28 protein-coding genes are annotated in these 23,063 nt (G+C 75.4%); 15 read left to right on the top strand and 13 right to left on the bottom strand.

The genetic code is table 11. From position 1 onward, the window contains the following. Positions 1-91 precede the first annotated feature (91 nt). The gene (locus GCU67_RS03815) at positions 92-1,060 is read left to right on the top strand and encodes an NAD-dependent epimerase/dehydratase family protein (protein ID WP_170311002.1); all 969 of its coding nucleotides are present in this window, start codon (positions 92-94) and stop codon (positions 1,058-1,060) included. Here the strand turns inward: GCU67_RS03815 and GCU67_RS03810 are convergent. Both GCU67_RS03810 and GCU67_RS03805 read right to left on the bottom strand, forming a co-directional pair. Continuing rightward, positions 997-2,751, bottom strand: coding sequence for a putative bifunctional diguanylate cyclase/phosphodiesterase (locus GCU67_RS03810; protein ID WP_163609814.1), 1,755 nt, complete (start codon positions 2,749-2,751; stop codon positions 997-999). The two genes, GCU67_RS03815 and GCU67_RS03810, sit on opposite strands and share 64 nt — an antisense overlap. Further along, positions 2,751-3,551 carry an alpha/beta fold hydrolase gene (locus GCU67_RS03805; RefSeq protein ID WP_338104750.1) on the bottom strand — a complete coding sequence of 267 codons (801 nt, stop codon included), beginning with the start codon at positions 3,549-3,551 and terminating at the stop codon, positions 2,751-2,753. The genes GCU67_RS03810 and GCU67_RS03805 overlap by 1 nt, the downstream gene beginning before the upstream one ends. A 322-nt stretch (positions 3,552-3,873) precedes the next feature. On the opposite strand from GCU67_RS03805, the gene GCU67_RS03800 reads away from it, so the two are divergent. Continuing rightward, on the top strand, positions 3,874-4,446 hold the full coding sequence (locus tag GCU67_RS03800; RefSeq protein ID WP_163609759.1) for a heme-binding beta-barrel domain-containing protein: 573 nt from the start codon (positions 3,874-3,876) through the stop codon (positions 4,444-4,446). Next, positions 4,443-6,149 (top strand): DUF885 domain-containing protein, encoded by a 1,707-nt coding sequence (locus GCU67_RS03795; protein WP_163609758.1) that lies wholly within the window; start codon positions 4,443-4,445, stop codon positions 6,147-6,149. Before GCU67_RS03800 ends, GCU67_RS03795 begins: the two co-directional genes overlap by 4 nt. A 67-nt stretch (positions 6,150-6,216) precedes the next feature. Here GCU67_RS03795 and GCU67_RS03790 read toward each other — a convergent pair whose 3' ends face one another. From GCU67_RS03790 to GCU67_RS03780, 3 genes are all read right to left on the bottom strand, one after another. Then, complete coding sequence (locus GCU67_RS03790; RefSeq protein ID WP_211660703.1) at positions 6,217-6,942, bottom strand: hypothetical protein; 726 nt, start codon at positions 6,940-6,942, stop codon at positions 6,217-6,219. A gap of 335 nt (positions 6,943-7,277) precedes the next feature. Beyond that, entirely contained in the window at positions 7,278-8,588 is a 1,311-nt protein-coding gene (gene nhaA / locus GCU67_RS03785) for a Na+/H+ antiporter NhaA (RefSeq protein WP_163609757.1), read from the bottom strand. Positions 8,589-8,659: 71 nt separating this feature from the next. Then, a complete protein-coding gene (locus tag GCU67_RS03780; protein WP_163609756.1) occupies positions 8,660-9,505 on the bottom strand; it encodes an aminotransferase class IV in 846 nt (281 codons plus the stop codon). Between the two features lie 38 nt (positions 9,506-9,543). On the opposite strand from GCU67_RS03780, the gene GCU67_RS03775 reads away from it, so the two are divergent. The 7 genes from GCU67_RS03775 (at position 9,544) to GCU67_RS03745 (ending at position 14,833) form a co-directional block, all read left to right on the top strand. After that, positions 9,544-10,020 carry a transcriptional repressor gene (locus tag GCU67_RS03775; protein ID WP_163609755.1) on the top strand — a complete coding sequence of 159 codons (477 nt, stop codon included), beginning with the start codon at positions 9,544-9,546 and terminating at the stop codon, positions 10,018-10,020. After that, positions 10,017-11,126, top strand: coding sequence for a CAF17-like 4Fe-4S cluster assembly/insertion protein YgfZ (gene ygfZ / locus GCU67_RS03770; RefSeq protein ID WP_163609754.1), 1,110 nt, complete (start codon positions 10,017-10,019; stop codon positions 11,124-11,126). Before GCU67_RS03775 ends, ygfZ begins: the two co-directional genes overlap by 4 nt. 58 nt (positions 11,127-11,184) lie before the next feature. After that, complete coding sequence (locus GCU67_RS03765) at positions 11,185-11,751, top strand: RsiG family protein (RefSeq protein ID WP_163609753.1); 567 nt, start codon at positions 11,185-11,187, stop codon at positions 11,749-11,751. A 146-nt stretch (positions 11,752-11,897) separates the two neighbouring features. Continuing rightward, positions 11,898-12,875, top strand: a complete 978-nt coding sequence (locus GCU67_RS03760) for an asparaginase (protein WP_163609752.1) — start codon at positions 11,898-11,900, stop codon at positions 12,873-12,875. A gap of 250 nt (positions 12,876-13,125) precedes the next feature. Continuing rightward, positions 13,126-13,614, top strand: a complete 489-nt coding sequence (locus GCU67_RS03755; protein ID WP_163609751.1) for a helix-turn-helix domain-containing protein — start codon at positions 13,126-13,128, stop codon at positions 13,612-13,614. Further along, on the top strand, positions 13,611-14,402 hold the full coding sequence (locus GCU67_RS03750) for a hypothetical protein (protein ID WP_163609750.1): 792 nt from the start codon (positions 13,611-13,613) through the stop codon (positions 14,400-14,402). The genes GCU67_RS03755 and GCU67_RS03750 overlap by 4 nt, the downstream gene beginning before the upstream one ends. A gap of 146 nt (positions 14,403-14,548) precedes the next feature. After that, complete coding sequence (locus GCU67_RS03745) at positions 14,549-14,833, top strand: DUF2516 family protein (RefSeq protein WP_163609749.1); 285 nt, start codon at positions 14,549-14,551, stop codon at positions 14,831-14,833. 13 nt (positions 14,834-14,846) lie between these two features. On the opposite strand, the gene GCU67_RS03740 is transcribed toward GCU67_RS03745, so the two are convergent. The 4 genes from GCU67_RS03740 to GCU67_RS03725 are packed head-to-tail and all read right to left on the bottom strand — an operon-like array spanning position 14,847 to position 17,056. Beyond that, complete coding sequence (locus GCU67_RS03740; protein ID WP_163609748.1) at positions 14,847-15,050, bottom strand: PspC domain-containing protein; 204 nt, start codon at positions 15,048-15,050, stop codon at positions 14,847-14,849. A 26-nt stretch (positions 15,051-15,076) separates the two neighbouring features. Further along, positions 15,077-15,937 carry a spermidine synthase gene (locus tag GCU67_RS03735; protein ID WP_163609747.1) on the bottom strand — a complete coding sequence of 287 codons (861 nt, stop codon included), beginning with the start codon at positions 15,935-15,937 and terminating at the stop codon, positions 15,077-15,079. A gap of 2 nt (positions 15,938-15,939) precedes the next feature. Next, positions 15,940-16,728, bottom strand: a complete 789-nt coding sequence (locus GCU67_RS03730; protein ID WP_163609746.1) for a maleylpyruvate isomerase N-terminal domain-containing protein — start codon at positions 16,726-16,728, stop codon at positions 15,940-15,942. A 55-nt stretch (positions 16,729-16,783) separates the two neighbouring features. Beyond that, positions 16,784-17,056 carry a VOC family protein gene (locus GCU67_RS03725; protein WP_246214533.1) on the bottom strand — a complete coding sequence of 91 codons (273 nt, stop codon included), beginning with the start codon at positions 17,054-17,056 and terminating at the stop codon, positions 16,784-16,786. Between GCU67_RS03725 and GCU67_RS03720 the strand changes: the two genes are divergently transcribed. After that, positions 17,021-17,236 (top strand): hypothetical protein, encoded by a 216-nt coding sequence (locus tag GCU67_RS03720; protein ID WP_163609698.1) that lies wholly within the window; start codon positions 17,021-17,023, stop codon positions 17,234-17,236. The two genes, GCU67_RS03725 and GCU67_RS03720, sit on opposite strands and share 36 nt — an antisense overlap. On the opposite strand, the gene GCU67_RS03715 is transcribed toward GCU67_RS03720, so the two are convergent. Beyond that, on the bottom strand, positions 17,226-17,840 hold the full coding sequence (locus GCU67_RS03715; RefSeq protein WP_163609745.1) for a TetR/AcrR family transcriptional regulator: 615 nt from the start codon (positions 17,838-17,840) through the stop codon (positions 17,226-17,228). The genes GCU67_RS03720 and GCU67_RS03715 overlap by 11 nt on opposite strands. Before the next feature lie 87 nt (positions 17,841-17,927). On the opposite strand from GCU67_RS03715, the gene GCU67_RS03710 reads away from it, so the two are divergent. Continuing rightward, positions 17,928-18,644 carry an SDR family NAD(P)-dependent oxidoreductase gene (locus tag GCU67_RS03710; RefSeq protein WP_163621124.1) on the top strand — a complete coding sequence of 239 codons (717 nt, stop codon included), beginning with the start codon at positions 17,928-17,930 and terminating at the stop codon, positions 18,642-18,644. A gap of 4 nt (positions 18,645-18,648) precedes the next feature. On the opposite strand, the gene GCU67_RS03705 is transcribed toward GCU67_RS03710, so the two are convergent. Further along, complete coding sequence (locus tag GCU67_RS03705; protein ID WP_163609743.1) at positions 18,649-19,335, bottom strand: alpha/beta fold hydrolase; 687 nt, start codon at positions 19,333-19,335, stop codon at positions 18,649-18,651. A 72-nt stretch (positions 19,336-19,407) separates the two neighbouring features. Here GCU67_RS03705 and GCU67_RS03700 point away from each other — a divergent pair, with 72 nt between their 5' ends. After that, positions 19,408-19,992 carry a TetR/AcrR family transcriptional regulator gene (locus GCU67_RS03700; protein WP_163609742.1) on the top strand — a complete coding sequence of 195 codons (585 nt, stop codon included), beginning with the start codon at positions 19,408-19,410 and terminating at the stop codon, positions 19,990-19,992. Here GCU67_RS03700 and GCU67_RS03695 read toward each other — a convergent pair. Next, the gene (locus GCU67_RS03695; protein ID WP_163609741.1) at positions 19,958-20,803 is read right to left on the bottom strand and encodes a class I SAM-dependent methyltransferase; all 846 of its coding nucleotides are present in this window, start codon (positions 20,801-20,803) and stop codon (positions 19,958-19,960) included. The two genes, GCU67_RS03700 and GCU67_RS03695, sit on opposite strands and share 35 nt — an antisense overlap. A 40-nt stretch (positions 20,804-20,843) precedes the next feature. Here GCU67_RS03695 and GCU67_RS03690 point away from each other — a divergent pair, with 40 nt between their 5' ends. Next, positions 20,844-21,878 (top strand): UDP-N-acetylmuramate dehydrogenase, encoded by a 1,035-nt coding sequence (locus GCU67_RS03690; protein WP_163609740.1) that lies wholly within the window; start codon positions 20,844-20,846, stop codon positions 21,876-21,878. Further along, the gene (locus tag GCU67_RS03685; protein ID WP_163609739.1) at positions 21,875-22,156 is read left to right on the top strand and encodes a hypothetical protein; all 282 of its coding nucleotides are present in this window, start codon (positions 21,875-21,877) and stop codon (positions 22,154-22,156) included. Before GCU67_RS03690 ends, GCU67_RS03685 begins: the two co-directional genes overlap by 4 nt. 53 nt (positions 22,157-22,209) lie before the next feature. On the opposite strand, the gene GCU67_RS03680 is transcribed toward GCU67_RS03685, so the two are convergent. Further along, a complete protein-coding gene (locus GCU67_RS03680; RefSeq protein WP_163609738.1) occupies positions 22,210-22,986 on the bottom strand; it encodes an SDR family oxidoreductase in 777 nt (258 codons plus the stop codon). Positions 22,987-23,063: the final 77 nt, after the last annotated feature.

Below are 23,063 nucleotides of genomic sequence, written 5' to 3'. Positions count from 1 at the left end.
CAAGAGCACCGCTCTTGACAGCTGTGCCGGACCGGAGGACGGTCGTCGACATCACCGAGAGCACTGCTCTCGCAGACGATCGGAGGACGTCATGGGGCGACACGTGGTGCTGGGCAAGGGCCCGGTGGGGACGGCGACCGCACAGCTGCTGGCCGAGCGCGGGCACGAGGTGGTCGTGCTGTCCCGCAGCGGCGGCTCGAGCACCGATGCCGTGCAGCACCGGGCCGTGGACGCCGCCGACGCCGCGGCGCTCACCGCGGCGGTGGGTGCGGCCGAGGCGCTGTACAACGCGGTCAACCCGCCGCGCTACGACCGGTGGACCCGGGAGTGGCCGCCGATCGCGGCCGCGGTGCGCGTCGCCGCCGAGCAGGCCGGGGTGCTGGTGGTCATGGGCAGCCTGTACGGGTACGGCCGCCCCGACGGGCCGATGACCGCCGCCACCCCGCTGGCGGCGACCGACGTCAAGGGACGGCTCAAGGCCGGGATCTGGGACGACCTGCTGGCCGCCCGGGCCGCCGGCCGCATCCGCGTCACCGAGGCGCGGGCGTCGGACTTCGTGGGGCCCACCGTCCCGCCCGCGCAGTCGCACCTGGTCCGGCAGCTGGCGACGCTGCGCGCCGGCCGGCGGGCCTGGGTGATCGGGGACCCCGACGCCCGGCACAGCTGGACGTACGTCCCCGACGTCGCGGCGACCTTGGTGGCCCTCGGGTCCGACCCCCGGGCGGAGGGCCGGGCCTGGATGGTGCCCAGTGGTGAGCCGCGCAGTCAGCGGCAGGCGCTCACCGACCTGGCCGCGGCCATGGGCGGCCGGCCGGCGCGGGTCAGCGGCATCCCGTGGCCCGCACTGCGCGCGCTGGGGGTGGCGGACGCCCAACTGCGCGAGCTCGTCGCCATCCGGCACCAGTGGGACGCCGACTTCGTCCTGGACGCCCAGGAGACCACCGCCGTCCTCGGCCTGCAGGCCACCCCCTGGTCGGAGGTGGTGCAGGCGACCGCTCAGGCGGGGACGGTGGCCGGGAAGGGCACCTCGTCCGCCGGCACCGGCCGGCTGAAGAAGTAGCCCTGGGCCTGGTCGCAGCGCAGTGCGAGCAGCGCGTCCCGCTCGTCCGCGGACTCGACGCCCTCGGCCACCGCGACCAGCCCCATGGCGTGGGCGAGGTGGACGCAGCTGGCCACGATGGCGCGGTCGCCGGCGTCGGTGGTCATCCCGGCGACGAAGGAGCGGTCGATCTTCAGCTCGTCCACCGGGAACTGCTTGAGGTAGGTGAAGCTGGAGTAGCCGGTGCCGAAGTCGTCGACGGCCAGCAGCACGCCCAGCGACCGCAGCGCCTGCAGGGTCGTCAGCGCCGACTCCGGGTCGTGCATCAGCGCCGTCTCGGTGATCTCGAGGACGAGCCGGGAGGCCGGCAGCCCGGCCCGGGCCAGGACCCCGGCGACCCGGGCGACCAGGCCGGTGTCGGCGAGCTGGCGCGCGGAGACGTTGACCGCCATCTGGAGTCCCGGGGCCACGCCGGCGGCGTCCCAGCGGACGGCCTGCCCGACGGCCTCGGTGAGCACCCAGGCGCCCAGGTCACGGATGACCCCGGACTCCTCGGCGGCGTCGATGAACGAGTCGGGCTGGAGCAGCCCGCGGGTGGGGTGCTGCCAGCGGACCAGCGCCTCGACGCCGCTCACGCCGCCGCCGGGCAGGGCCATCCGGGGCTGGTAGTGCACCCGCAGCTCGCCGTCGCGGATGGCGCTGCGCAGCTGCTCGAGCAGCACCAGCCGGTCGGCGGCCGGGTCGGGGCTGCCGGGGACGTGGGCCTCCCAGCGCCCGCTGCCCTGGGCCTTGGCCCGGTACATGGCCGTGTCGGCCCGCAGCAGCACCAGGTCGGCGGCGGTCTCGACGTCGGCGGGGGCGACGGGCACCTCGGCCGCGCAGCTGCCGATGCTGGCGGCGACCACCACCTCGACGCCCTGCAGGACGACGGGCTCGGCGAGCACGTCGAGCAGGCGTGCGGCGACCCGCCGGGTCCCCGTGGGGGAGACGTCGTCCAGGACGACGAACTCGTCGCCGGCCAGGCGGGCGACGTCGGCGCCGGCCCGGGAGGCGTCCTCCAGGCGGCGGGCGACGACCCGCAGCAGCTCGTCACCGCTGCCGTGGCCCAGCCCGTCGTTGACGGCCTTGAACCCGTCGAGGTCGATGAAGAAGACGGTCGGGACGGCGGTCCCGGGCCCGGTCGCGTCGGCGCCGCAGCGCCCGAGCCGGCCGTGCAGGGCGTGCAGCAGCCCGGGTCGGTTGAGCAGCCCGGTCAGCGAGTCGTGGTGGACGAGCTCGGTGAGCGCGGCCTCGGCCGCGGCGATCCGGGCCTGGGACTCCTCGGCCCGCCGCCGGGCGGTGAGCAGCTCCTCCTCGTAGCGGCGGCGCTGCTGGGCGTCGACCAGCACGACGCGGGTCTCCGGGGCGGGGAGCCCGGCGGTCACCCGCGTCGCCCCCATCAGCGCCGGGTGGCGCTCCCCGTCGGCGCCGATCACCTGGACGGACGCCTCGGCGATCCGGCCGGTGACCATCAGCTGCGGCAACGCGTGCGTGGTGTGCAGGACCCGGTCACCGATCGGCAGCAGCGAGGTGAACGGCCGGCCGAGCAGGTCGGCGGCGGCATGGCCGGTCCACTCGCAGAACGTGGCGTTCGCCGCGGTGATCAGCCCGTCGTCGTCCAGCAGCAGGTGGCTGCCCGGGGCGTGCTCCCACAGGTCCGCGTAGTCCGGCATCACGTCGTGAGCAGGTGGGCACGGATGGCCGCTGCGGTCTCCTCGGGTGCGCTGATGTGCGGGCAGTGCCCGAGGGCCTGCAGCTGCACCAGCGTCGAGCCGGCCAGGTGGGCGTGCAGGTACCCGGCCACCGACGCGGGCACCATGGCGTCGTCGCGGCCCTGCAGCACCACCGTCGGGGTGGTCACCTGCGGCAGGAGCGGCCGGTGGTCGGTGCTGAACATCAGGCCCAGCAGCTGGCGGGCGACGTCGGGGTTGACCCGGCAGAAGCTCGCGGTCAGCCGCTCGCCGTGCTCGGGCGCCTCGGGGGTGCCCATGATGACCGGGGCCATCGCCTCGGCCCAGGTGAAGTAGTTGCTGTCGAGCGCGCCGGCGACCTCGGTCATGTCGGCGTCGGAGAAGCCGCCGTCGTAGCCGGTCTCCGGGTCCTGCAGGAAGTAGGGGTTGGCGGCGACCAGCACCACCTGCCGGAACCGCCCGGGCTCCCGGACGGCCGCCTTGACCGCCATCATCGTGCTCACGCTGTGGGCCACGATCGTGACGTCGCGCAGGTCCAGCTCGGCGCAGATGGCCAGGATGTCGTCGGCGTGCCCGTCGAGGGTGGCGTAGCGGATGGGGTCGTAGGCGGAGAAGTCCGACTGCCCGTAGCCCATCAGGTCGTAGCGGACGACGCGGTGGTCGTCGCTGAAGTGCGGCACCACGCCGTCCCACATGCCCTGGTCGCAGCCGAAGCCGTGGGCGAACAGGACCACCGGTCCGTCCGCGGGGCCGGCGGAGGTCACGTTGAGCTTCCTGGTCACCGGCCCGTACGTGAGCGGGAGCGGTCGTGGTCCGGCGTCGATCGACACCCGGTCACCTCATCGATGTCGGTCTGGTGGCCCCCGTTGCGTCGAGGGTCGTCCTCTCCCGTACGTCGGCGTCCGCCCCGGTCCCCTTGAGCCCCGCACCCCACAGGGGTGAGCCGGACCTCCCCCGGTGCGTGCCGGGTGCCCCGCATTACGGTGGCGGCATGGGTCTGGTCTCCGCCTGGGTGCTCGTCACCCTCACCGGGCTGACTGCGCTGGGCTTCGCCGCCTCCGCGTGGCGGCTCACCCGCACCGAGCAGCAGAGGAACGACGTCCGATGAGCGCACCCCTCCCGCCCGGGCTGCCCGACGGCCCCGCCGCCGGCCCGACCGAGCTGCCGGTGCCCGACACCGTCGACGTCCGCACCGGCCCCGAGGTCGCCCACGAGCTGCTGTCGGTGCTGCCGCTGCTGGGTGAGTGGCACGGCGAGGGCCAGGCCGCCGGCACCGGCGGTGACCACCGCTTCGGCCAGTGGGTGCGCTTCGCCCACGACGGCCGCGACTTCCTGTCCTACGAGTCCCGCACCTGGCGGCTGAGCGAGGACGGCCAGGTGGCCGGCCCCGACACCCGCGAGTCCGGCTTCTGGCGCCCCCGCGGCGAGGACGAGGTCGAACTGCTGGTCAGCTCCCCGGCCGGCCTGGTGGAGATCTACGTCGGCACCGCCCGGACGACGACGAGCTGGGAACTGGTCAGCGACGTCCTGGCCCGCACCCCCGACCACCCCGACGTCAGCCGGGCCACCCGCCTCTACGGCATCGTCGACGGCGCGCTGATGTACGCCGTCGACCGCGCGGCCGCCGACCAGCCGCTGCGCCCCACCATGTCCGCGCGACTGGAACGGATCCGATGACCACCGCTGCACGACCCACCACCCCGCGCCAGGTCGCCGACGCCCACGTCGAGGCCGTCTGCGACCTCGACCCGCTCGTGGCCACCCAGCTGGGCAACCGCCCCGGCGACGACCGGCTGCCCGACACCACCCCGGACGGGCAGGAGGCCGAGGCCGAGCTGATGCGCTCGACGCTGGCCGAGCTGGACCGGGTGCTGGCCGCGGACCCGGCGCTGGAGCAGGACCCGATCGAGCGGCGCTGCGCCCGGCTGCTGCGTGAGCGGCTCACCGCCGCCCTCGCTCTGCACGAGGCCGGTGAGGGCCTGCGCGCGGTGTCGAACCTGTTCTCCCCGGTGCAGTCGATCCGCTCGGTGTTCTCGATGATGCCCACGGCCACCCCCGAGAACTGGGCCGTGGTCGCCCGCCGGCTGGCGCGCGTCCCGGCGGCCTACCGGGGCTACCAGGAGTCGCTGGCCGCCGGCGCCGAGCGCGGGCTCCTCGCCGCCCCGCGCCAGGTGCACACCGTGGTCGGGCAGCTGGACGCCTGGCTCGAGGGCCCCTACTTCGCCGGCTTCGTCGCCGACGGCCCGGTCGAGCTCCGCGCCGAGCTGGACGCCGCCGCCGCGGCCGCCGACGCCGCCGTCGCCGACGTCCGGGACTTCCTCCGGGACACCTACGCCTCACAGGCCGAGGGCACGCCCGACGCGGTGGGCCGGGAGCGCTACGCCCGCTTCGCCCGCTCCTGGAACGGCTCGGACCTCGGCTCGGGCACCGGCCTGGAGGACGCCTACGCCTGGGGCTGGGCGGAGCACAAGCGGATCCTGGAACAGCAGCGCGTCCTCGCCGAGCAGGTGCGGCCCGGTGCGACCCCGATGGAGGCGATGCGCTGGCTCGGCGAGCACGGGGAGGCCGTCGACGGCGTGGAGGCCATCCGCGAGCGGCTGCAGGCGATGATGGACACCGCGATCGAGGCCCTGGACGGCGTCCACTTCGACATCGCCGGGCCGCTGCGCCGGGTCGAGTCGATGATCGCCCCGCCCGGCAGCGCCGCCGCGCCGTACTACACCCGTCCGTCGCTGGACTTCTCCCGGCCCGGCCGCACCTGGCTGCCCACGCTGGGCAAGGAGCGCTTCCCGCTCTGGGACCTGGTCTCCACCTGGTACCACGAGGGTGTCCCCGGCCACCACCTGCAGCTCGCGCAGTGGGTGCACGTCGCCGGTGACCTGTCGAACTACCAGACCACCCTCGGCGGGGTCAGCGCGAACCTCGAGGGCTGGGCGCTCTACGCCGAGCGGCTGATGGACGAGCTGGGCTTCCTGTCCGACCCCGGCGCCCGGCTGGGCTACCTCGACGCCCAGCAGATGCGCGCCGTCCGGGTGGTCGTCGACATCGGCATGCACCTGGAGCTGCCCGTCCCCGACGACGCCGAGGGCGCGGTCGCCGAGCACCGCGGGCAGCCCTGGACGCCGGAGCTGGCCCGCGCCTTCTTCGGGGAGAACTGCGGCCGGGACGCCGACTTCCTCGACAGCGAGCTCGTCCGCTACCTGGGCATGCCCGGGCAGGCGATCAGCTACAAGCTGGGGGAGCGGGCGTGGCTGGAGGGCCGCGCGGCCGCCCAGCAGGCCCGCGGTGCGGACTTCGACCTCAAGGCCTGGCACATGGCCGCACTGTCGCAGGGCAGCCTCGGCCTCGACGACCTGGCCGCCGAGCTCGCCCAGCTGTGAGTCGTTCGGCCCCCTCGCAGGGGCCCGCCGCGAGCTTGCGAGCGGTGGGGGGCGAGGGGGTCCTTCCTCAGTCGGGGGCGTCGCTGGGGGTGGGGTTGACCCGGTCGGCGTCCCAGGTGGTGCGCTGCTTCTCGTCCGCCGGGGCGGCCTCCAGGCCGTCGGCGGCCAGCACCTCGGCGATGCAGTCGGCGCTGCCGCCGACGTAGGTGGTGACCAGGTCGATGTCGGTGACCACGCACCAGGCGCGGTCGGCCGGCCACCACACGTTGGCGCTCTGCTCGAACGGCTCGGCGGCCATGTTCTCCGCGGCCAGCCCGATCGGGCCGTTGATCAGCCAGTACTCCCGGTCGGGCAGCGACAGCGTCGGGTGGTCGGTGATGACCGCGCCGCCCTGCGCGACGGCGAACCAGCAGACGTCGGGCGTCGTCGTCCAGCGGGTGAGGACGGCGACGAGGCGTTCGGCGACCGGGGCGGGCAGGTGGCCGCGGGCCGGGGCGCCGTGCCAGAGCGGGGCCTGGTCGTCGTTCTCGAAGTACTCCATGGCCCCGGTGACCGAGCCCCACTGCATGAGCGGGTGGGCCGTGGTGCCGTTGGCCGCGGCGACGGAGGACCAGGGGACCTCGACGTCGTCGTCGCCGACGTAGCGGACGGCGGGGTGGAAGACCCGGGCGACGGCCTCGAAGGAGGAGGGGACCAGAGCGGCGACGGTGCCCGGTGGAGCGGCCTGCGCGGACTCGGCCAGCCAGAGGCCGGCGACGGTGTCCAAGGCGACCGAACGGCCGGTGAACTGCACGCTCCACCCCCCAGACAACGGACAACCCCCAGGCTGCTCCGTGGCGCTGCACCCCACCGTAGTGGGAGAGCTGCGCACGGGCCGACTGGACAACGTCGGCAGCCTGGGGGTCGGGTGACTGTCCGGTTCTCGCTCGCCGCCATCGACGGACGGGCGGGATGCCGCTGCTCAGTCCGAGCTGTGGGTCTTCCACAGAGACCGGGCGGGCGGCCCATCTGGACGGCGGCTAGCGGACAGCCACCTCACGCGTCCTGTAAGTCATCAACTTCGGGACCACCTCCTCTCTCGTGTGACCCAACCGTACGACGCGATCTGGAGGTCGGCAACGACATATTTCAGCTCTCGGCGGACGGCCGCTGGTAGACGTCCGGGACCCCGTCGGCGTCGTCGTCCCGGGCCTCCTCCTCGGCGACCAGCCGGTACCGGCGGTCGCGCAGCCGGAGCACCACCGCGGCCAGCAGTGCGGCCAGCAGCGTGCCGGTCAGGACGCCCACCTTGACGTGCTCGTCGCGCAGCGAGCCGGCGCCGAAGGCCAGCTCGCCGATCAGCAGCGAGACGGTGAAGCCCATCCCGCCGAGCATCGCGAGGCCGACCACGTCGGGCCAGCCGAGCTCGGGGTCCAGCTCGGCCTTCGTGAACCGGCTGACCAGCCAGGTGGCCCCGGCGATGCCGACGGTCTTGCCCGCGACCAGGCCGACGACGATGCCGATGGCGACGCTGTCCGACAGCGCGGTGCCCAGCCCGGAGAGCCCGCCGACGGTCACCCCGGCGGAGAAGAAGGCGAACACCGGGACGGCGAACCCCTGCGAGATCGGCCGCACCCGGTGCTCGAAGTGCTCGGCCATCCCGGGCCCGGCGTCCGGGCCGCCGGCGGCGTCGCTGCGCACGACGGGCACGGTGAAGGCCAGCAGCACTCCGGCGACGGTCGCGTGCACGCCCGACTCGTGCATGAGCACCCAGGCGAGCAGCGCCAGTGGCAGCAGCAGGTACCAGGACCGGACCCGCTTCTGCACCAGCACGCCGAACAGCGCGATCGGCACGAGGGACAGCAGCAGCGGCACGACCTGCAGCGTGGAGGTGTAGAAGACGGCGATGATCAGTATGGCCAGCAGGTCGTCGACGATCGCCAGGGTCAGCAGGAACGTGCGCAGCCCGGTGGGCAGGTGGGTGCTGATCACCGCGAGCACCGCGAGGGCGAAGGCGATGTCGGTCGCGGTGGGGATGGCCCAGCCGGTCAGCGCGCCGTCGCCGGTGCGCAGGTTGACCAGCACGTAGAACAGCGCCGGCACGGCCATGCCGCCCACGGCCGCGGCCACCGGCAGGGCGGCCTTGCGCGGGTCGCGGAGGTCGCCGGCGACGAACTCGCGCTTGAGCTCGAGCCCGGCGACGAAGAAGAAGACCGCGAGCAGGCCGTCGGCGGCCCAGGTGCCCAGCGACAGGTCCAGGTGCAGCCCGAGGAGGTCCGACGGGCCGACCCGGAGGTCGCGCAACGACTCGTAGGCCGCCGACCAGGGGGTGTTGGCCCAGACCAGCGCGATGAATGCACCGATCATGAGCAGGACGCCGCCGACGGTCTCCTTGCGCAGGACGTCGGCGATGCGGGTGGCCTCGCGGTACGAACCGCGGGCGAACAGGGTGCTGGGCACGGGGGCAGCTCCGGGGTGCGGGGTCGGCTGAGGAGTTGCCGACCAGACTTCCCGGCGCACCGGGGGCGACCTTACCGGTCGAGGAGCTCCCGCACCCGCCCGGACAGCCCGGCGTCCCCGCGCTCGACGCCGTCCAGCCGGGTCACCGTGGTGGCCCCGCGGATGCCCGACAGCAGCCAGACGGCGTCGGCGGCGTGCAGGTCGGCCACCGTGCCGGGGGTGACCGACGTGGGCCAGCCGTCGGCCTCGGCGCGGGTGAATAGCCGGGCCTGGGTCGTGCCGGCGAGGATCCCGGTCTCCACCGGCGGGGTGTGCAGCCGGCCGCCGGCGGCCCACACGACGGTCGAGGTCGGCCCCTCCAGCACCCGCCCCTCCAGCGAGGTGAGGACGACGTCGTCGGCGCCGACGGAGTGCGCATGCCGGCCGGCGGCCATGTTCACCGCGTAGGACAACGTCTTCGCGCCGCCCAGCAGCCACGGCGCGCCCGCCCGGAAGTCGGCCGGGATGCCCAGGGACAGGGTGACGACGCTGACGCCCTCGGTGCGCTGGCGCAGCGTCTCGGCCGGGACGGCGGCCAGCAGGGCCAGCAGGGTGGGCGGGGTGCCGTCCCCGAGGTTGCGGGTGAGGAACACCCGGCAGGCGCCCTCGACGTCGGCCGGCCAGCCGCCGACCGCGGCGGCCACCACGGCCCGCACCGCGTCGTCCCCGGGGTGGGCGATGCCGAGGACTCCCGCCGAGCGCCGCAGCCGGACCAGGTGGTCGTCCAGGTGAGGGGTCGCACCGCCGGCGACCAGCGCGGACTCGAAGACGCCGTCGCCGCGGCCCAGGCCCAGGTCGAACGCGGTGACCACCGGCTCGTCCGGGGAGACCGCCGTCGCCGCACCGTTCCGCCAGAGCGCCACCCGAGGACTCGTCACCCCGTCCACCCTGCCACCTGCGCTCTAGGCTCGGCAGCGTGTCCGGACCGGAGAGCCAGGAGTCGACGCGGCCTGCGGCCCAGGGACCCCTGGCCGCGGAGCTGCGGTCCCGCGGGCTGCGGCTGACCAGTCAGCGACAGCGGGTGCTGGCCGCGGTCTCGGCGCTGGAGCACGGCACGCCCGAGGAGATCGGTGCCCGGCTGCGCGCCGACGCCGGACCCGACGGCGCCGCGCCCGACACCTCCACGGTCTACCGCGCGCTGGAGCTGCTGGAGAAGCTCGGGCTCGTCTGGCACACCCACCTGGGCAAGGGCGCGCCGATCTACCACGCCGGCCAGCAGCACCGGCACGTGCACGTCGTCTGCCAGACCTGCGGCGAGATCAGCTCGGTCGACCCGGGGGTGCTCGACGGGGCGGCGGAACGTCTGGGGGCCGATCTGGGTTTCACCCTGGACGTGGGCCACGTGGCGCTGTCCGGCACCTGCCGAGCCTGCACGGAGAAGGAGAACGCATGACCTCCCCACTGCTGCAGCACCCCGGGGCCGTCGCCCTGGACCACGAGGACGCCACCGTGGCCGCCCACTACGGCGAGCCGCTGCCCGAGCAGCGCTGGCTGGCCGAGGGCGCGGGGCTGGTCGACCGCAGCGACCGTGACGTCCTCGTCGTCCCGGGCGCCGACCGGTTGTCTTGGCTGCACAGCCTGACCAGTCAGCACCTGGAGCGCCTCGGCGACGCGACCGGCTCCGAGGCGCTGGTGCTCTCCCCGCAGGGCCACGTCGAGCACCACGTCGTCCTCACCGAGCTCGACGGCACCACCTGGGGCGACGTGGAGCCGGGCACGGGCGCGGCGCTGGTGACCTTCCTGCAGCGGATGCGCTTCATGCTGCGGGTCGACCCGGCGCTGGTCACTGACGCGTGGGCGCTGCTGTCCCTGGTCGGCCCGCGCGGCGACGAGGTGCTCACCACCGCCGGCTGGCCCGTGCCGGCGCAGCCGTACGCCGTCGCGCCGCTGGACGGCGGGGGCTGGGTGCGCCGGATGCCGGCGATCGGCGACGGGACGGCGGCGGTCGTCGACCTGCTGGTGCCGCGCGCCGAGCTCGCCGCCCGGTCGCAGCAGCTGCTGGACGCCGGCGCCGTCCTCGCCGGGGTCGACGCCTACGAGGCGCTGCGGGTCGAAGCCCGCCGTCCGCGGGCCGGGGTCGACTCCGACCACCGCACCATCCCCAACGAGCTGGAGTGGCTGCAGACCGCCGTCCACCTCGAGAAGGGCTGCTACCGCGGTCAGGAGACCGTCGCCCGGGTGCACAACCTGGGCCGCCCGCCGCGCCGGCTGGTGCTGCTGCACCTCGACGGCATGGCCGAGACGCTGCCCCGCCCTGGGACGCCGGTCACCTCCGGCACGCGGGAGGTCGGCCGACTGGGCACCGCGGTGCGCCACCACGAGCTGGGCGTCATCGCCCTCGCCCTGGTCAAGCAGTCGCTGGCGCCCGACGCGGCGCTCAAGGTGGGCGAGGCGGCGGCCGCCATCGACCCCGACGACACCCCCGCGACGCTCGACGACACCCGGGCGGCGGCCCGCGACCGCGTCCGGGCGGTCCGGTCTGCGACGATCGGCCGGTGACCCCGGGCGCGTGCCCGGGGCTGGCATCCACCGTCCCCACTCCCGCGGAGGTCGCGCGATGACTGCTCCCACCCCTGCCCCTGCCGGCGGCACCGGCGTCGACGAGCTGCTGGACCCCTCGTTCCTCGACGGCGTCCAGGACGTGCCGATGACCGAGGTCCGGGCGCTGCGGCACCGCGCCGAGCAGGAGGAGGTCAACCTCTCCTACACCCGGCGCCTGCTGCAGGGCCGGCTGGACATCGTGCGGCGCGAGCTGCAGCGCCGCGCCGAGCACGACGGGCGCTCGCTGGTCGACCTGCTGCCGGAGATCCTGTCCGAGAAGGGCCGCGGCCCCGCGCACGGCCTGGGCCGGCACCAGACCGTGCAGCCCACCGCGCCCGAGCAGTTCGAGACGTGGGTCAACAGCCTCGCGCCCGGCGCCGACCTCACCGACGTCCCGTCCATGCCCGACGACCTGCTCGAGCAGACCGCCCGGTCGCTGGCCGCGGGGGAGCGGACGCTGTCCGAGCGCCGTCGCGGGGTGCAGGCGGTGATGGACGCCGTCGCCGGTGAGCTGGCCCGGCGCTACCGCGAGGGCCTCGCCGACGTCGCCCAGCTGCTGGCCGACGAGTCCCGCCACGGATGAAGGTCGAAGGACCCCGTCCTCCTCGGCACGAGCGAGCTCGCACCGAGCCTCGGGACGGGGCCTGACCCCACTCCGAGCGAGCTGGGAGCGGGACCCTGCACGGGGGCCGTTCCAGCACGTCACCGGGGGCTCGGCATGATCACCGCATGAGCGAGTGGCCGCAGAACCCGGTGCTGGTGGAGGTGTGGCGCGGCGGGCTGGCGTCCGACGTGCTGGAGTCGGTGCACCGGGGAGCGCTGGTCGTCCTCGGCGCCGACGGGGCACCGCAGTCGGCCGTCGGGGACGTGACCCGGCCGGTGCTGCCGCGATCGTCGAACAAGCCGGTGCAGGCCACCGTCTACCTCGACGCCGGCTGGCAGCCGCGGGACGACCGGGAGCTGGCGCTGGCCGCCGCCTCGCACAACGGTGAGGACGACCACCGCGAGCTGGCCGCCCAGGTGCTGGCCCACGCCGGTCTCGAGCCCGCGCACCTCGGCTGCCCGCCGTCGCTGCCCGGTCACGAGGCCACCCGCGCGCACTGGCTGGTCGAAGGCCGCGCGCCGGAGCGGCTGGCGATGAACTGCTCGGGCAAGCACTCGGCGATGCTGGCCGCCTGCGTCGCGGCCGGCTGGCCGACCGAGGGCTACCTGGACCCCGGGCACCCGCTGCAGCAGGCGATCGAGGCACGGCTGGGCGAGGCCGGGGGAGACCCGGTGTCCGCCGTCGTCGTGGACGGGTGCGGGGCGCCCCAGCACGAGATCCCGCTGACCGGGCTGGCCCGCGGCGTCCTGTCGCTGGTGCAGGCCGAGCCGGGCACGGCCGGCCGGCGCGTCGCCGACGCGATGCGCGCCCACCCGTGGCTGGTCGCCGGCACCGGGCGCGACGACACCGAGCTGATGCAGGCCGTCGACGGCCTGCTGGTCAAGGGCGGGGCCGACGGCGTGCACGTCGCGGCGCTGCCCGGCGCCGGGGCGGTCGCCCTCAAGCTCGACGACGGCGGCGACCGCGGCCGGCTGCCCGCGCTGTGCGCCGGGCTGGTGCGGCTGGGCGTGCCCGCCGCGACCCTCGCCCCCTGGTCGTCGACCGCGGTCTCCGGTGGTGAGGGCGTGGTCGGCCACATCCGCCCGTCCGACGTCCTGGGCTGAGCCGCTGACCCTCCCGACGGGTCAGGCCGGGGTGGTGTCCTCGCTGCTCTGGTGCGGGTTGACCCGCACGAGCAGGCGTTGAGCCGCGTCGGGGCGCGGCTCAACGCCCGCTCACGCGGGTCAACCCGCGCGGCGGCGCCCGGGTGGTCCTGTGGCGAGCAGTGCGGGGTCCCGCGGCAGGGAAGACAGTGGACGACGGCGTGCTAGCAGCCCGCTTGCAGGAGCTAGCACTGCGGGCTAGGATGATCACGTGCAGCGACCCACGGAGTTCGTCCGCGAGCAGGTGACCGCGGTCCGCGAGAGCGTGGTCACCGCAGCCGCCGAGGCCCAGACCGTGCCCGCGGCCGTGAGCTCGCACGTGGGGGAGTTCATCCGCACCCAGCGCAGCGCCGCCCAGGTGTCGCTGCGGGAGCTGGCCCGGGTGGCCGGGGTCAGCAACCCCTACCTCTCCCAGGTCGAGCGTGGCCTGCGCAAGCCGTCGGCGGAGATCCTGGGCCAGATCGCCCGGGGCCTGAAGATCTCCGCGGAGACGCTGTACGAGCAGGCCGGCATCCTCGACCGCCGGTCGGGCACCGCCGGCACGGTCGCCGCCATCCGCGGTGACGCGGCGCTGTCGGAGCGGCACAAGGCCGTGCTCCTGGAGCTGTACGAGACCTACGCCCGCGAACACGCCGCCCAGCTCGCCCGCGCGCTCGAGGCGGCCGCACCCACCCCCACCCCCTCGGAGGAGACGGCATGAGCCGCACCGACACCCTGAAGCACTACGGCGAGACCCTCGTCGAGACCGGCCGCACCGGCCTGTTGGCCGCGCTCGGCGCCGGTGACGTCGCCGTCGACCGTGCCCGCACCGTCGTCGACGGCCTGCGCTCCCGCGCCGAGGCGCTCCCCGGTGAGGCGCAGGTGCAGGCCGACCTGGGCGCCAAGGAGGCCCGTGCCCGGGTCGTGGCCGCGCGCGAGCAGGCCCGCCGGGCCGCCGTCCACGCCCGCAGCACCGTCACCGAGCTGCGTCCGGAGACGGTGCTCGGCACCGTCACCGGCCTGGTCGACGGTGCCCGCGCCCAGGCGCTGGAGGCCATCGGCGAGCTGGCCGGCCGCGGCGAGCAGCTGGTCGGCGACCTGCGCCGGCAGCCGGTCTTCCGCAAGGTGGTGGCCCGCACCGAGCGCGCCGTGGACGCCGTCGAGGACGGGCTCGAGGACGTCCTGGACGAGACCGCCGAGACCGTGGCCGAGGCCTCCGACACGGTCACCTCCGTCGCGCAGAAGACTGCGGCCCGCACCACCGCGGCCGTCGAGTCGGCCACCGCCGACGTCCAGGAGGCCGCCGAGTCGACGAAGGCCACCCTGGCCGACGCCGCCGAGCCGGCTCCGGCCGAGGCCGTCGTCGTCGAGCCGGTCACCGCCGAGCCGGCCGTGGAGACGCCGGCCGCGAAGACGCCGGCCGCGAAGACGCCGGCCGCGAAGCCGGCGAAGGCCCAGCTGCCCGACCCGCTCGCCGTCCCGGCCAAGACCCGCCGCTCGGGGAAGTGACCGACCGCTCCGCTCCGTGAGCCGACGCCCCGGCCGCCCGCATCCGCGGGCGCCGGCGCGTCGTCGTCCCACCCGGACGGGTCAGCAAGGCCGGCGGCGGGCGCGTTCCCCGGCAGCGGGTGGCCGGACCCGCCTATCCTCGGTGCATGGGCTTCGACGGCTTCGTGACCGACCTGGTGTACTACGGCACCCTGGCCCTGGCCCTCTGGGCCCTCGTCGACGCCGTGATCCGCCCGGCGTCGGCCTACGTCGCCGCGGGCAAGCTGAGCAAGCCCGCCTGGCTGGCGATCACCGGCATCGCCGCGCTGCTGCTGTTCCTCCTGGGCCCGCTGAGCTTCCTCGGGTTGCCGGCCGTCGTCGCCGCGGTGGTCTACCTGGTCGACGTGCGGCCCGCGGTGCGCAGCCTGAAGCCGGGCAACAACCCCTGGTGAGACGGGCCGGCCGTCAGTACCTGTCGTCGGCCGGCATCAGGACCCAGAGCGCGATGTAGGCCAGGATCTGCGGGCCCGGCAGCACGCAGGACACCACGAAGGCCGCGCGCAGGCCGCCCCGGGAGAGCCCGAACCTGCGGGCCAGGCCGGAGCAGACCCCGGCCACGACCTTGTGCCGGGTGTCGCGGGTGAGCCGACCGTACGGGGGAGTCGTCATCTCCCGACCCTACGGCGCCGCGGGCCTCAGTCGAAGACCCCGGCCGGCGGCTGGGGTGAGGGCTGGGCGTCCGCGTCGGTCACCGGCGCCGCCTGGCCGACGAAGCCGTCGAGGTCGGCACCGCTGACCACCCGGGCGGGCATCGGGTCACCGGCGCACCGGCGGGTCAGCCCGGCGATCGGCAGCTCGGCGTCCGAGCCGACCGCCACGGTGTTGCCGAACCGCCGTCCGCGCAGCGTCCCCGGCTCGGCCAGCAGGGCCACGTGCGCGAAGACCGCGCGCAGCGTCGCCGCCTCCGCGCGGGCGAACCGCAGCGGCGGGCCGTCGGAGACGTTCCACGCCGTCACGCCCCCGGGCCTCAGCACGCGGGCGACGTCGGCGGCGAACTCGACGGTGGTCAGGTGCGCCGGGGTGCGCGCGCCGGCGAACACGTCGACCAGGACGACGTCGGCCGAGGCGTCCGGCAGGGCGGCCAGCCCCGCGCGCGCGTCGGCGGCGCGCACCCGCACCCGTGCGTTGCGGGGCAGCGGCAGCTCCCGGCGCACCAGCTCGGTCAGCGGCTCGTCGAGCTCCACGACCCGCTGCCGGGAGCCGGGCCGGGTGACGGCGACGTAGCGGGCCAGGGTGAGCGCGCCCCCGCCCAGGTGGACGACGTCCAGCGGCTCGTCCGGCTCGGCGGTCAGGTCGAGCACGTGGCCCATCCGGCGGACGTACTCGAACTCCAGGTACGCGGGGTCGAGGAGGTCCACGTGCGACTGCGGGACGCCGTCGAGCATCAGCTGCCAGGAGCCCTCGCGGTCGGCGTCGGCCAGCAGCTCGGCGGTGCCCCCGGCGACCTGCGTCGGCCCGGGGAGGGCGGACAGGTGCGCCCGGTCCTTGCGGCCCATGGTCAGCGACCCCGCAGCAGGGCCTCGGCGGACCGGTCGCCGTGCACCGCGACCTCACCCGGCCGTCCCCACAGGTGCAGCAGCAGCTGGGTCGCCGTCCCGGCCACCTCGGCGTCGGGGTCGGCGGCGGGACCGTCCGTGCAGCGCACGGCGCCGTCGGCCACCTCGACGGTCCAGCTGCGGGCCAGGTCGGTCGCGACGACGCCGACCCGGGCCCGGCCGGTCGCCAGCGGCGCGGTGTGCTGCCAGCGGGGCAGGACGACGGCCAGCAGCTCGTCGACGCCGTCGCCGGCCAGCACCGGGTCGACGGGGGCGTGCGCCAGCGATGCGGCTGCCTCGAGGTCGTGCCGGTGGACGGTGTGCTCGTGCGCCTGGCGCCGGGCCCAGCTCCCCGCGGTCTGCGCGGCCGCCGGGCTCATGTGCCAGGCCGGGGCGTCGGGATCGGTGGTGCGCAGGGTGGCCACCAGTTCGATCAACCCCTGCGCGTACCAGCCGTGCAGGTCCTCGTCCGGCGGGGCGAGGTCGCGGGGTGAGCGGGGTCGCTGGGTGGTGCCGGCCCGCAGGATCCCGACGACCCAGCGGTGGACGACGCCGAGGTGGGACACCAGGTCGCGGGCGGTCCAGTCGGTCAGCCACGGCACCGCGGCCTGCAGCCCGCCGGCAGCCGGGGTGCGGCCGGCGTCGAGCTCCTGGGCGACGACACCGAACCGCTCGCCCTCCCGCTCCACGGCGGCGGTCCAGGTGTCGAACAGCTCGGCGGGCACGCGGTCCATGGTGCCCCAGGCGGTCACCCGGACTCCCCATGGTGGGCCGGGGGCGGCCGTCGCCGTCCGCCCCCGGACCGGGTCAGCCGGTGTAGGGCGGGAGGACGTCGAGGACCCAGGTGACGCCGAAGCGATCGGTGACCATCCCGTACAGCGGGGCGTAGCCGGCCGGGGCGAGCTCGGCCCGCACCGTGCCGCCGACGACCAGCGCCTGCCAGTACCCGGTGACCTCCTCGGTGTCGGTGCCGCGCACCGAGACGTGCACGGCGTCGGTCCCGGCGTCGTACCCCTCGGTACCGCGGAGGGGACGTTCGCAGTGGTGGCGGACGGTCCTGTCCTCCGCTGTGCGCAGCATCGAGAGCACGTCCCCGACGAGCGGGACGCCGTCCAGGTCACCCCGCTCGCCGGCGACCCGACGGCGGAGGTCGACCTGGCAGTCCTCGTGGGGCTGCCCGCGGCCGTCCGCGCCCGCGAGGTGGTGCGGCTCGGGTACGCCGGTGACCAGTCGCCGCCGGAGCCCGTGATCAGGGGCTGACCGGGGGCCAGCTCCGCATCGTCAGGTCGGCCACCAGCTGGAGCTCGTCGCGGGGCGTGCCGCCCGCGGCCTGGACGGCGATCCCGTTGGCCACGGTCATCAGGTACCGGGCGAGCAGTCCGGGGTCGGCGTCGGCCGGGAGGTCGCCGTCCTCGACGGCCCGCTGGAACCGGTCCCGCAGGTGGCTGGTGCCCGATTCCCGCCAGGCAGCCAGGACGTCGCGCGCCCGGCGCCCGGAGGTGCCGGCCGCCAGCGAGCCCTGCACGCCCAGGCACCCGGTCGGGCAGTCGGGGAGCGTGGTGGCCCGCACCGAACCGACGAGGAAGGTGGTGGCCACCTCGCGGGCGGTCGGCTGGGCCAGCGCCTGTGCGACGTAGGACGCCGGGCCCTCGGTGTAGCGCGCCAGCGCCAGGGAGAAGAGCTCCTCCTTGTTGCCGAAGGCCCGGTACATGCTCGTGCGGTTGATGCCCATCGCGTCGGTCAGGTCGTCGAGGCTGGCGCCCTCGTAGCCCTGGGCCCAGAAGACCCGGACTGCCGCGTCCAGGGCCGCGTCGATGTCGAAGCCGCGAGGCCGGCCGACTGCGGCCGTCCGTCCGCTCGTCATGGGGACACCCTACGCGTTCGGTACCGATTGGTGCTGAACTGCTAGCGTCTCGATGTGTACCGATTGGTACACATCGAGGAGGCAGTCGTGGAGAAGGTCGTGCTCATCACCGGGGGGACGTCGGGCATCGGTCTGGCGCTCGCGGAGGCGTTCCTGGCCGAGGGGGCGTCCGTCGTCGTGTGCGGCCGGTCGCAGACGGCCCTCGACCGGTTCGGGCAGGCGCACCTGCAGGCGCTTGCCGTCCGGGCCGACGTGACCGCGCCCGAGGCACGCGCCGCGCTGCTGGAGGCGGTGACCGCCCGGTTCGGCCGGCTCGACGTGCTGGTCAACAACGCCGGGACGTTCGTCGAGCGGGACTTCGCCGCGGACGACGCCACCGCAGCGCTCGACGAGGAGGTCGAGCTCAACCTCACCGCGCCCATCCACCTGACCGGGGAGGTGCTGCGTCGCTGGCCGTCGCTGGACGCGGTCGTGTTCGTGACCTCGGGCTTCGCGTTGGTCTCGCCCACCCGTGCGCCCACCTACGGCGCGGTCAAGGCGGGACTGCACGGGTTCGCCGACGGCCTGCGTCGCCAGCTCGCCCCCCGAGGCACCCACGTGCTCGAGGTCCTCCCGCCGACCACCGACACGCCCATGAACGCCGGCCTCGACCGGCCGATGCTGTCGGCTGCCGAGGTCGCGACGGTCACGCTCGACGCGCTCCGGAGGCGCCGGCCGATGGCCCTGCCGGGGCAGACCCGGCTGCTGCCGACGATGCTGCGCCTGGCGCCGCGGGCCCTCGGGCGGCGGGTCGCGGCGCTCTGACGGCTCAGACCGGCAGTCCGAGCAGCAGGTCGGCGACGGCTTGCGGCTGGGACAGGAACGGGTGGTGGCCGGCGTCCAGCTCGACGAGGGTGCCGGCGCGGCGGGCGAACTCCCGCTGCGCCGCGGCCGGGGTGCCGCGGTCGTCGGCGCAGACGAGGTAGGTCGACGGCACGTCCTGCCAGGCGGTGACCTGCACCGGCTGCCCGAGCACCGACAGGCTCTGCCGGGCCAGCCGGGCGAGGGCGTCGTCGGCCACCTCGGGACAGTCCTGCAGGAAGGTGTCGGCCAGCAGCTCGGGCCGGACGCCGAACGTGCCGGCGGCGGGGTCGACGTCCAGGAACGGGGCGGGCTCCGGGGCGCCGAAGGTGGACAGGCCCTCCCCGACCACGGGCAGGTAGCTCGACACCGCGACCAGGTGCCGCACCGCGCCGACGCCCACGGCGGCCTCCGCGGTGACGATCCCGCCGTAGCTGTGCCCCACCACCACGGTCGGCTCGTCGCTGTCGAGCAGGACCTGCCGGACGGCGGCGACGTCCTCGTCCAGCCCGAGGCCGGGGACGCCGGTCTCCCCGCAGCTGGGCAGCGCGGGCGCCACGCTGGACACGCCCCGTTCGGCCAGCAGGGCGGCGGTGCGGTGCCACCACCACGCGCCGTCCCGGACACACGCACCGTGCACGAACACCACTCGCATCTGAGCCTCCACGGCGTCGGACCAACACGACCGACGCTAGACGTAGCGCCAGTTACGCGAAAAGATCCGGCGGTGGGCCGACAGAAGCAGCCGGAGATCCGGGAGCGGTTGCTGGAGGCGTGCACCGACGCCGTGCTGGCCGGCGGCCTGCCCGACCGGCTCGAGCCGTTCGCCGTCGCCTCGGGCACCTCGGCCCGGATGCTGCTGTACCACTTCGGCACCAAGGAGGCGCTGCTCCGCGCGGTCCTGCAGCACGCCCGCGCCCGCCAGCGCCGGGACTGGGAGGCCCTGCTGCGGGTGCGCGCCGACGAGGACTACCGGAGGACGCTGGCCCGCGCCTGGGCCGGCATGACCGGGCCTGCGGGGCAGCGCTACCTGGCGGTGTTCAACCGGCTGCGGGAGGACGCCGAGCAGCAGCTGTGGCCCGGTTTCCGGCGGGAGGCCACGACCGACTGGCTGGCCCCGCTGCAGGAGGGGCTGCGCACGATCGGGCGCCCCGAGCTCGCGACGCTGGTGCTGGCCGTCGTCCGCGGGCTGATCGTCGACCTGGACGCCACCGGCGACACCGACCGCGTCGACCACGCCTGGGCGACCTTCGTGGCAGAGCTGGGCGAGCCCCCGCTCAGGCCGGGGCGACCGCCGACCAGCGCACGGTGACCTCGCCGTGCCGCCAGCGCCGGGTCGGGCCCAGCAGCGGCCAGCCGTCGGCGGTCAGCGCCTCGCACGCCGCCGCCCAGCGCTGCCGCGGGCCGAACGCCGACAGCCCCGCGGCCGACGCCCACGCCGTGTCGAAGGCGGTCAGGAAGGTGTGCACCGGCTGCCCGGGCACGTTGTGGTGGATCAGCGCCTTGGGCAGCCGCTCGGCCAGGTCGGAGGGACGGTCCAGGTCCGACACCCGGGCGGCGAGGGTCAGGGTGAGCGGGCCGTCCTCGTCCAGGGCCACCCACGACGCGCGCCGTCCCCACTCGTCGCAGGTGCCCTCCACCAGCAGGCCGCCGGGTGCCAGTGCTGCGCGCATGGTGTCCCAGGCCCGGCCGGCGGACTCCTCGTCGTACTGGCGCAGCACGTTGAACGCCCGCACCAGCACCGGTCGCAGCCCGGCCAGCTCGAACCCGCCGACCCGGAAGTCCACCCGCGGCGGGTCGCAGTCGGCGGCCACCGCGGCCACCCGCTCCGGGTCGATCTCCAGCCCGACGACCTCCAGGCGCTCGATCTCCGGGGCCAGCCGGTCCACCAGCTCCAGCGTGGTCACCGCCGACGCGCCGTAGCCCAGGTCGACCACCAGCGGCCGGGCGGCGTCGCGCAGCCGGGCGACCTGGGTGGCGACCAGCCAGCGGTCGACCCGGCGCAGCCGGTTGGCGTTGGTGGTGCCGCGGGTGGGCAGACCGAGCGCCCGCGCCCGGCCGGCGGCCAGCCGGGGGGCCTTGCGGACGGGCGGCAGCGACGCACGCTGGGTGTGGTCGCTCACGGAGGACGAGGTTAGCCGCACGGGCCGTTACCGTGGGTGCGTGCTGGAACGCCGAGACGCCCGCCTGGCGGACCTGACCACCCTGGGGGTCGGCGGTCCGATCGACCGGCTGGTCGAGGTCGCCACCCGCGCCGAGCTGGTCGCCGCCGTGCGGGACGCCGATGACGCCGGGCGCCCGCTGCTGGTGCTGGGCGGCGGGTCGAACATCGTCGCCCCCGACAGCGGCTGGCCCGGCGACGTCGTCCTGGTCCGCAGCCGGGGGGTGGCCCGCACCGACACCCCGGACGCCGTGCTGCTCGAGGTCGAGGCGGGGGAGGACTGGGACGCCCTGGTCGCCCTCACCGTCGCCGAGCACCTGGCCGGGATGGAGGCGCTCTCGGGGATCCCCGGCTCGACCGGCGCCACCCCCGTGCAGAACGTCGGCGCCTACGGCCAGGAGGTCGCCGCGCTGGTCACCGCCGTGCGCGTCTGGGACCGGACGGCGCAGGTCGAGCGGGTGCTCACGCCCGCGGACCTGGCGTTCGCCTACCGCGACAGCATGCTCAAGTCCCGCCCCGGCACCTTCGTCGTCCTGGCCGTGACCTTTGCGCTCCGCCCCTCGGACTCCTCCAGCCCGGTCAGCTACGCGGAGCTGGCGAAGAAACTGGGCGTGGAGCTCGGGGACACCGCGCCGCTCGGCGCCGTCCGCGAGGCCGTGCTGGAGCTGCGCCGCGGCAAGGGCATGGTCTGGGACCCTGCCGACCCCGACTCCCGCAGCGCCGGCTCGTTCTTCACCAACCCGATCGTGCCGGTGGGCACCGCAGTGCCCGGCTGCCCGTCCTGGCCGGCCGGCGTGGGCGCCGACGGTGCCGCGCAGGTCAAGCTCAGCGCCGCCTGGCTGGTGCAGCACTCCGGCTACGGCAAGGGCACCCGCGCGGGTCGGGTCGGGACGTCGTCCCGGCACAGCCTGGCGCTGACCACCGAGCCCGGCGCGACCGCCGCGGAGCTGATGGCCTTCGCCGGCGAGGTCGTCTCCGCGGTGCGCGCGCAGTTCGGCGTCACGCTGGTGCCCGAGCCCACGCAGGTCCGGCCGTGAGCATGCGCCCGGACGAGTCCCTGCAGCTCGGCGCGCTCTATGACGCGCTGCGCACACCTGCCCCGATGCCGGCGGACCCCCGCCAGCTGACCGGGTGGATGGCCCGCCTGGAGGCCGACGCCGCGCTGTCGGGCCTGATCTCCCGCGTGCTCAACACCGGGACGGCGACCACCGGCGAGGTCACCGACGCGCAGGCGCTGTTCGACAGGAGCGGTTCCGCCGCCGACCCCGCCCGCGTCGCGAAGGCCTACGAGGTCCTCCTCCACCACGCCGAGTAGGCCCTGATGGAGTCCCAGCGCTGCAGGAACCGAGCGCTGGGACTCCATCGGCGTCACTCGGGGTCGCGGGCGACCTTGTGCTGGGCGGCCTGGGCGCGCGGGCGGACGACGAGCAGGTCGACGTTGACGTGGTGCGGCCGGGTGACGACCCAGCTCACGACGTCGGCGACGTCCGCGGCGACCAGCGGCTCGCGCACCCCGCGGTAGACGGCCTCGGTCCGCTCCTGCGACTGCGTGCGGTTAAGGGTGAACTCCTCGGTCCGCACCATCCCGGGTGCGATCTCCATCACCCGCACCGGCTCGCCGACCAGCTCCAGCCGCAGCGTCTCGGCCAGCGTGTGCACGCCGTGCTTGGCCGCGGTGTAGCTGGCGCCGCCCTCGTAGCTGACCAGCCCGGCGGTCGAGCCCATGAACACGACGTCCCCGGCGCCGGAGGCACGCAGCGCCGGCAGCAGCGCCCGGGTCACCCGCACGGTGCCCAGCACGTTGACGTCGTAGGTGCGCTGCCAGGAGTCGAGGTCGGCGTCGGCGACGGGCGCGGTGTCGAAGGCCCCACCCGCGTTGTTGACCAGGACGTCGACCCGGTCGAGCCCGGCCGCGAGGGCGTCGACGGAGGACTGGTCCGTCACGTCCAGCTGCACCGCCCGGCCGCCGATCCGCTCGGCCAGGGCGGTCAGCCGGTCGACGCGGCGGGCGGCCAGCACGACGGTGAACCCGTCGGCGGCCAGCCGTTCCGCGGTGGCGGCGCCGATGCCGCTGGAGGCGCCGGTGACGACGGCGACACGGCCCTGACCACGGAAGGGGGAGGGCGGGAGCGAAGGGCTGGACATGTGCCCATCCTGGCGTTGTTGCACACTGGGACGGAGACAGGGGTGCCCGACCGGGTGGCACACCAGCCACATGCGTC

Origin of the sequence: Modestobacter muralis, from assembly GCF_010682105.1 — a bacterium.
Lineage (GTDB): Bacteria > Actinomycetota > Actinomycetes > Mycobacteriales > Geodermatophilaceae > Modestobacter > Modestobacter muralis.
Note: the sequence above shows the minus strand (reverse complement) of the source record. Positions and strands in the feature narration are given on the sequence as shown.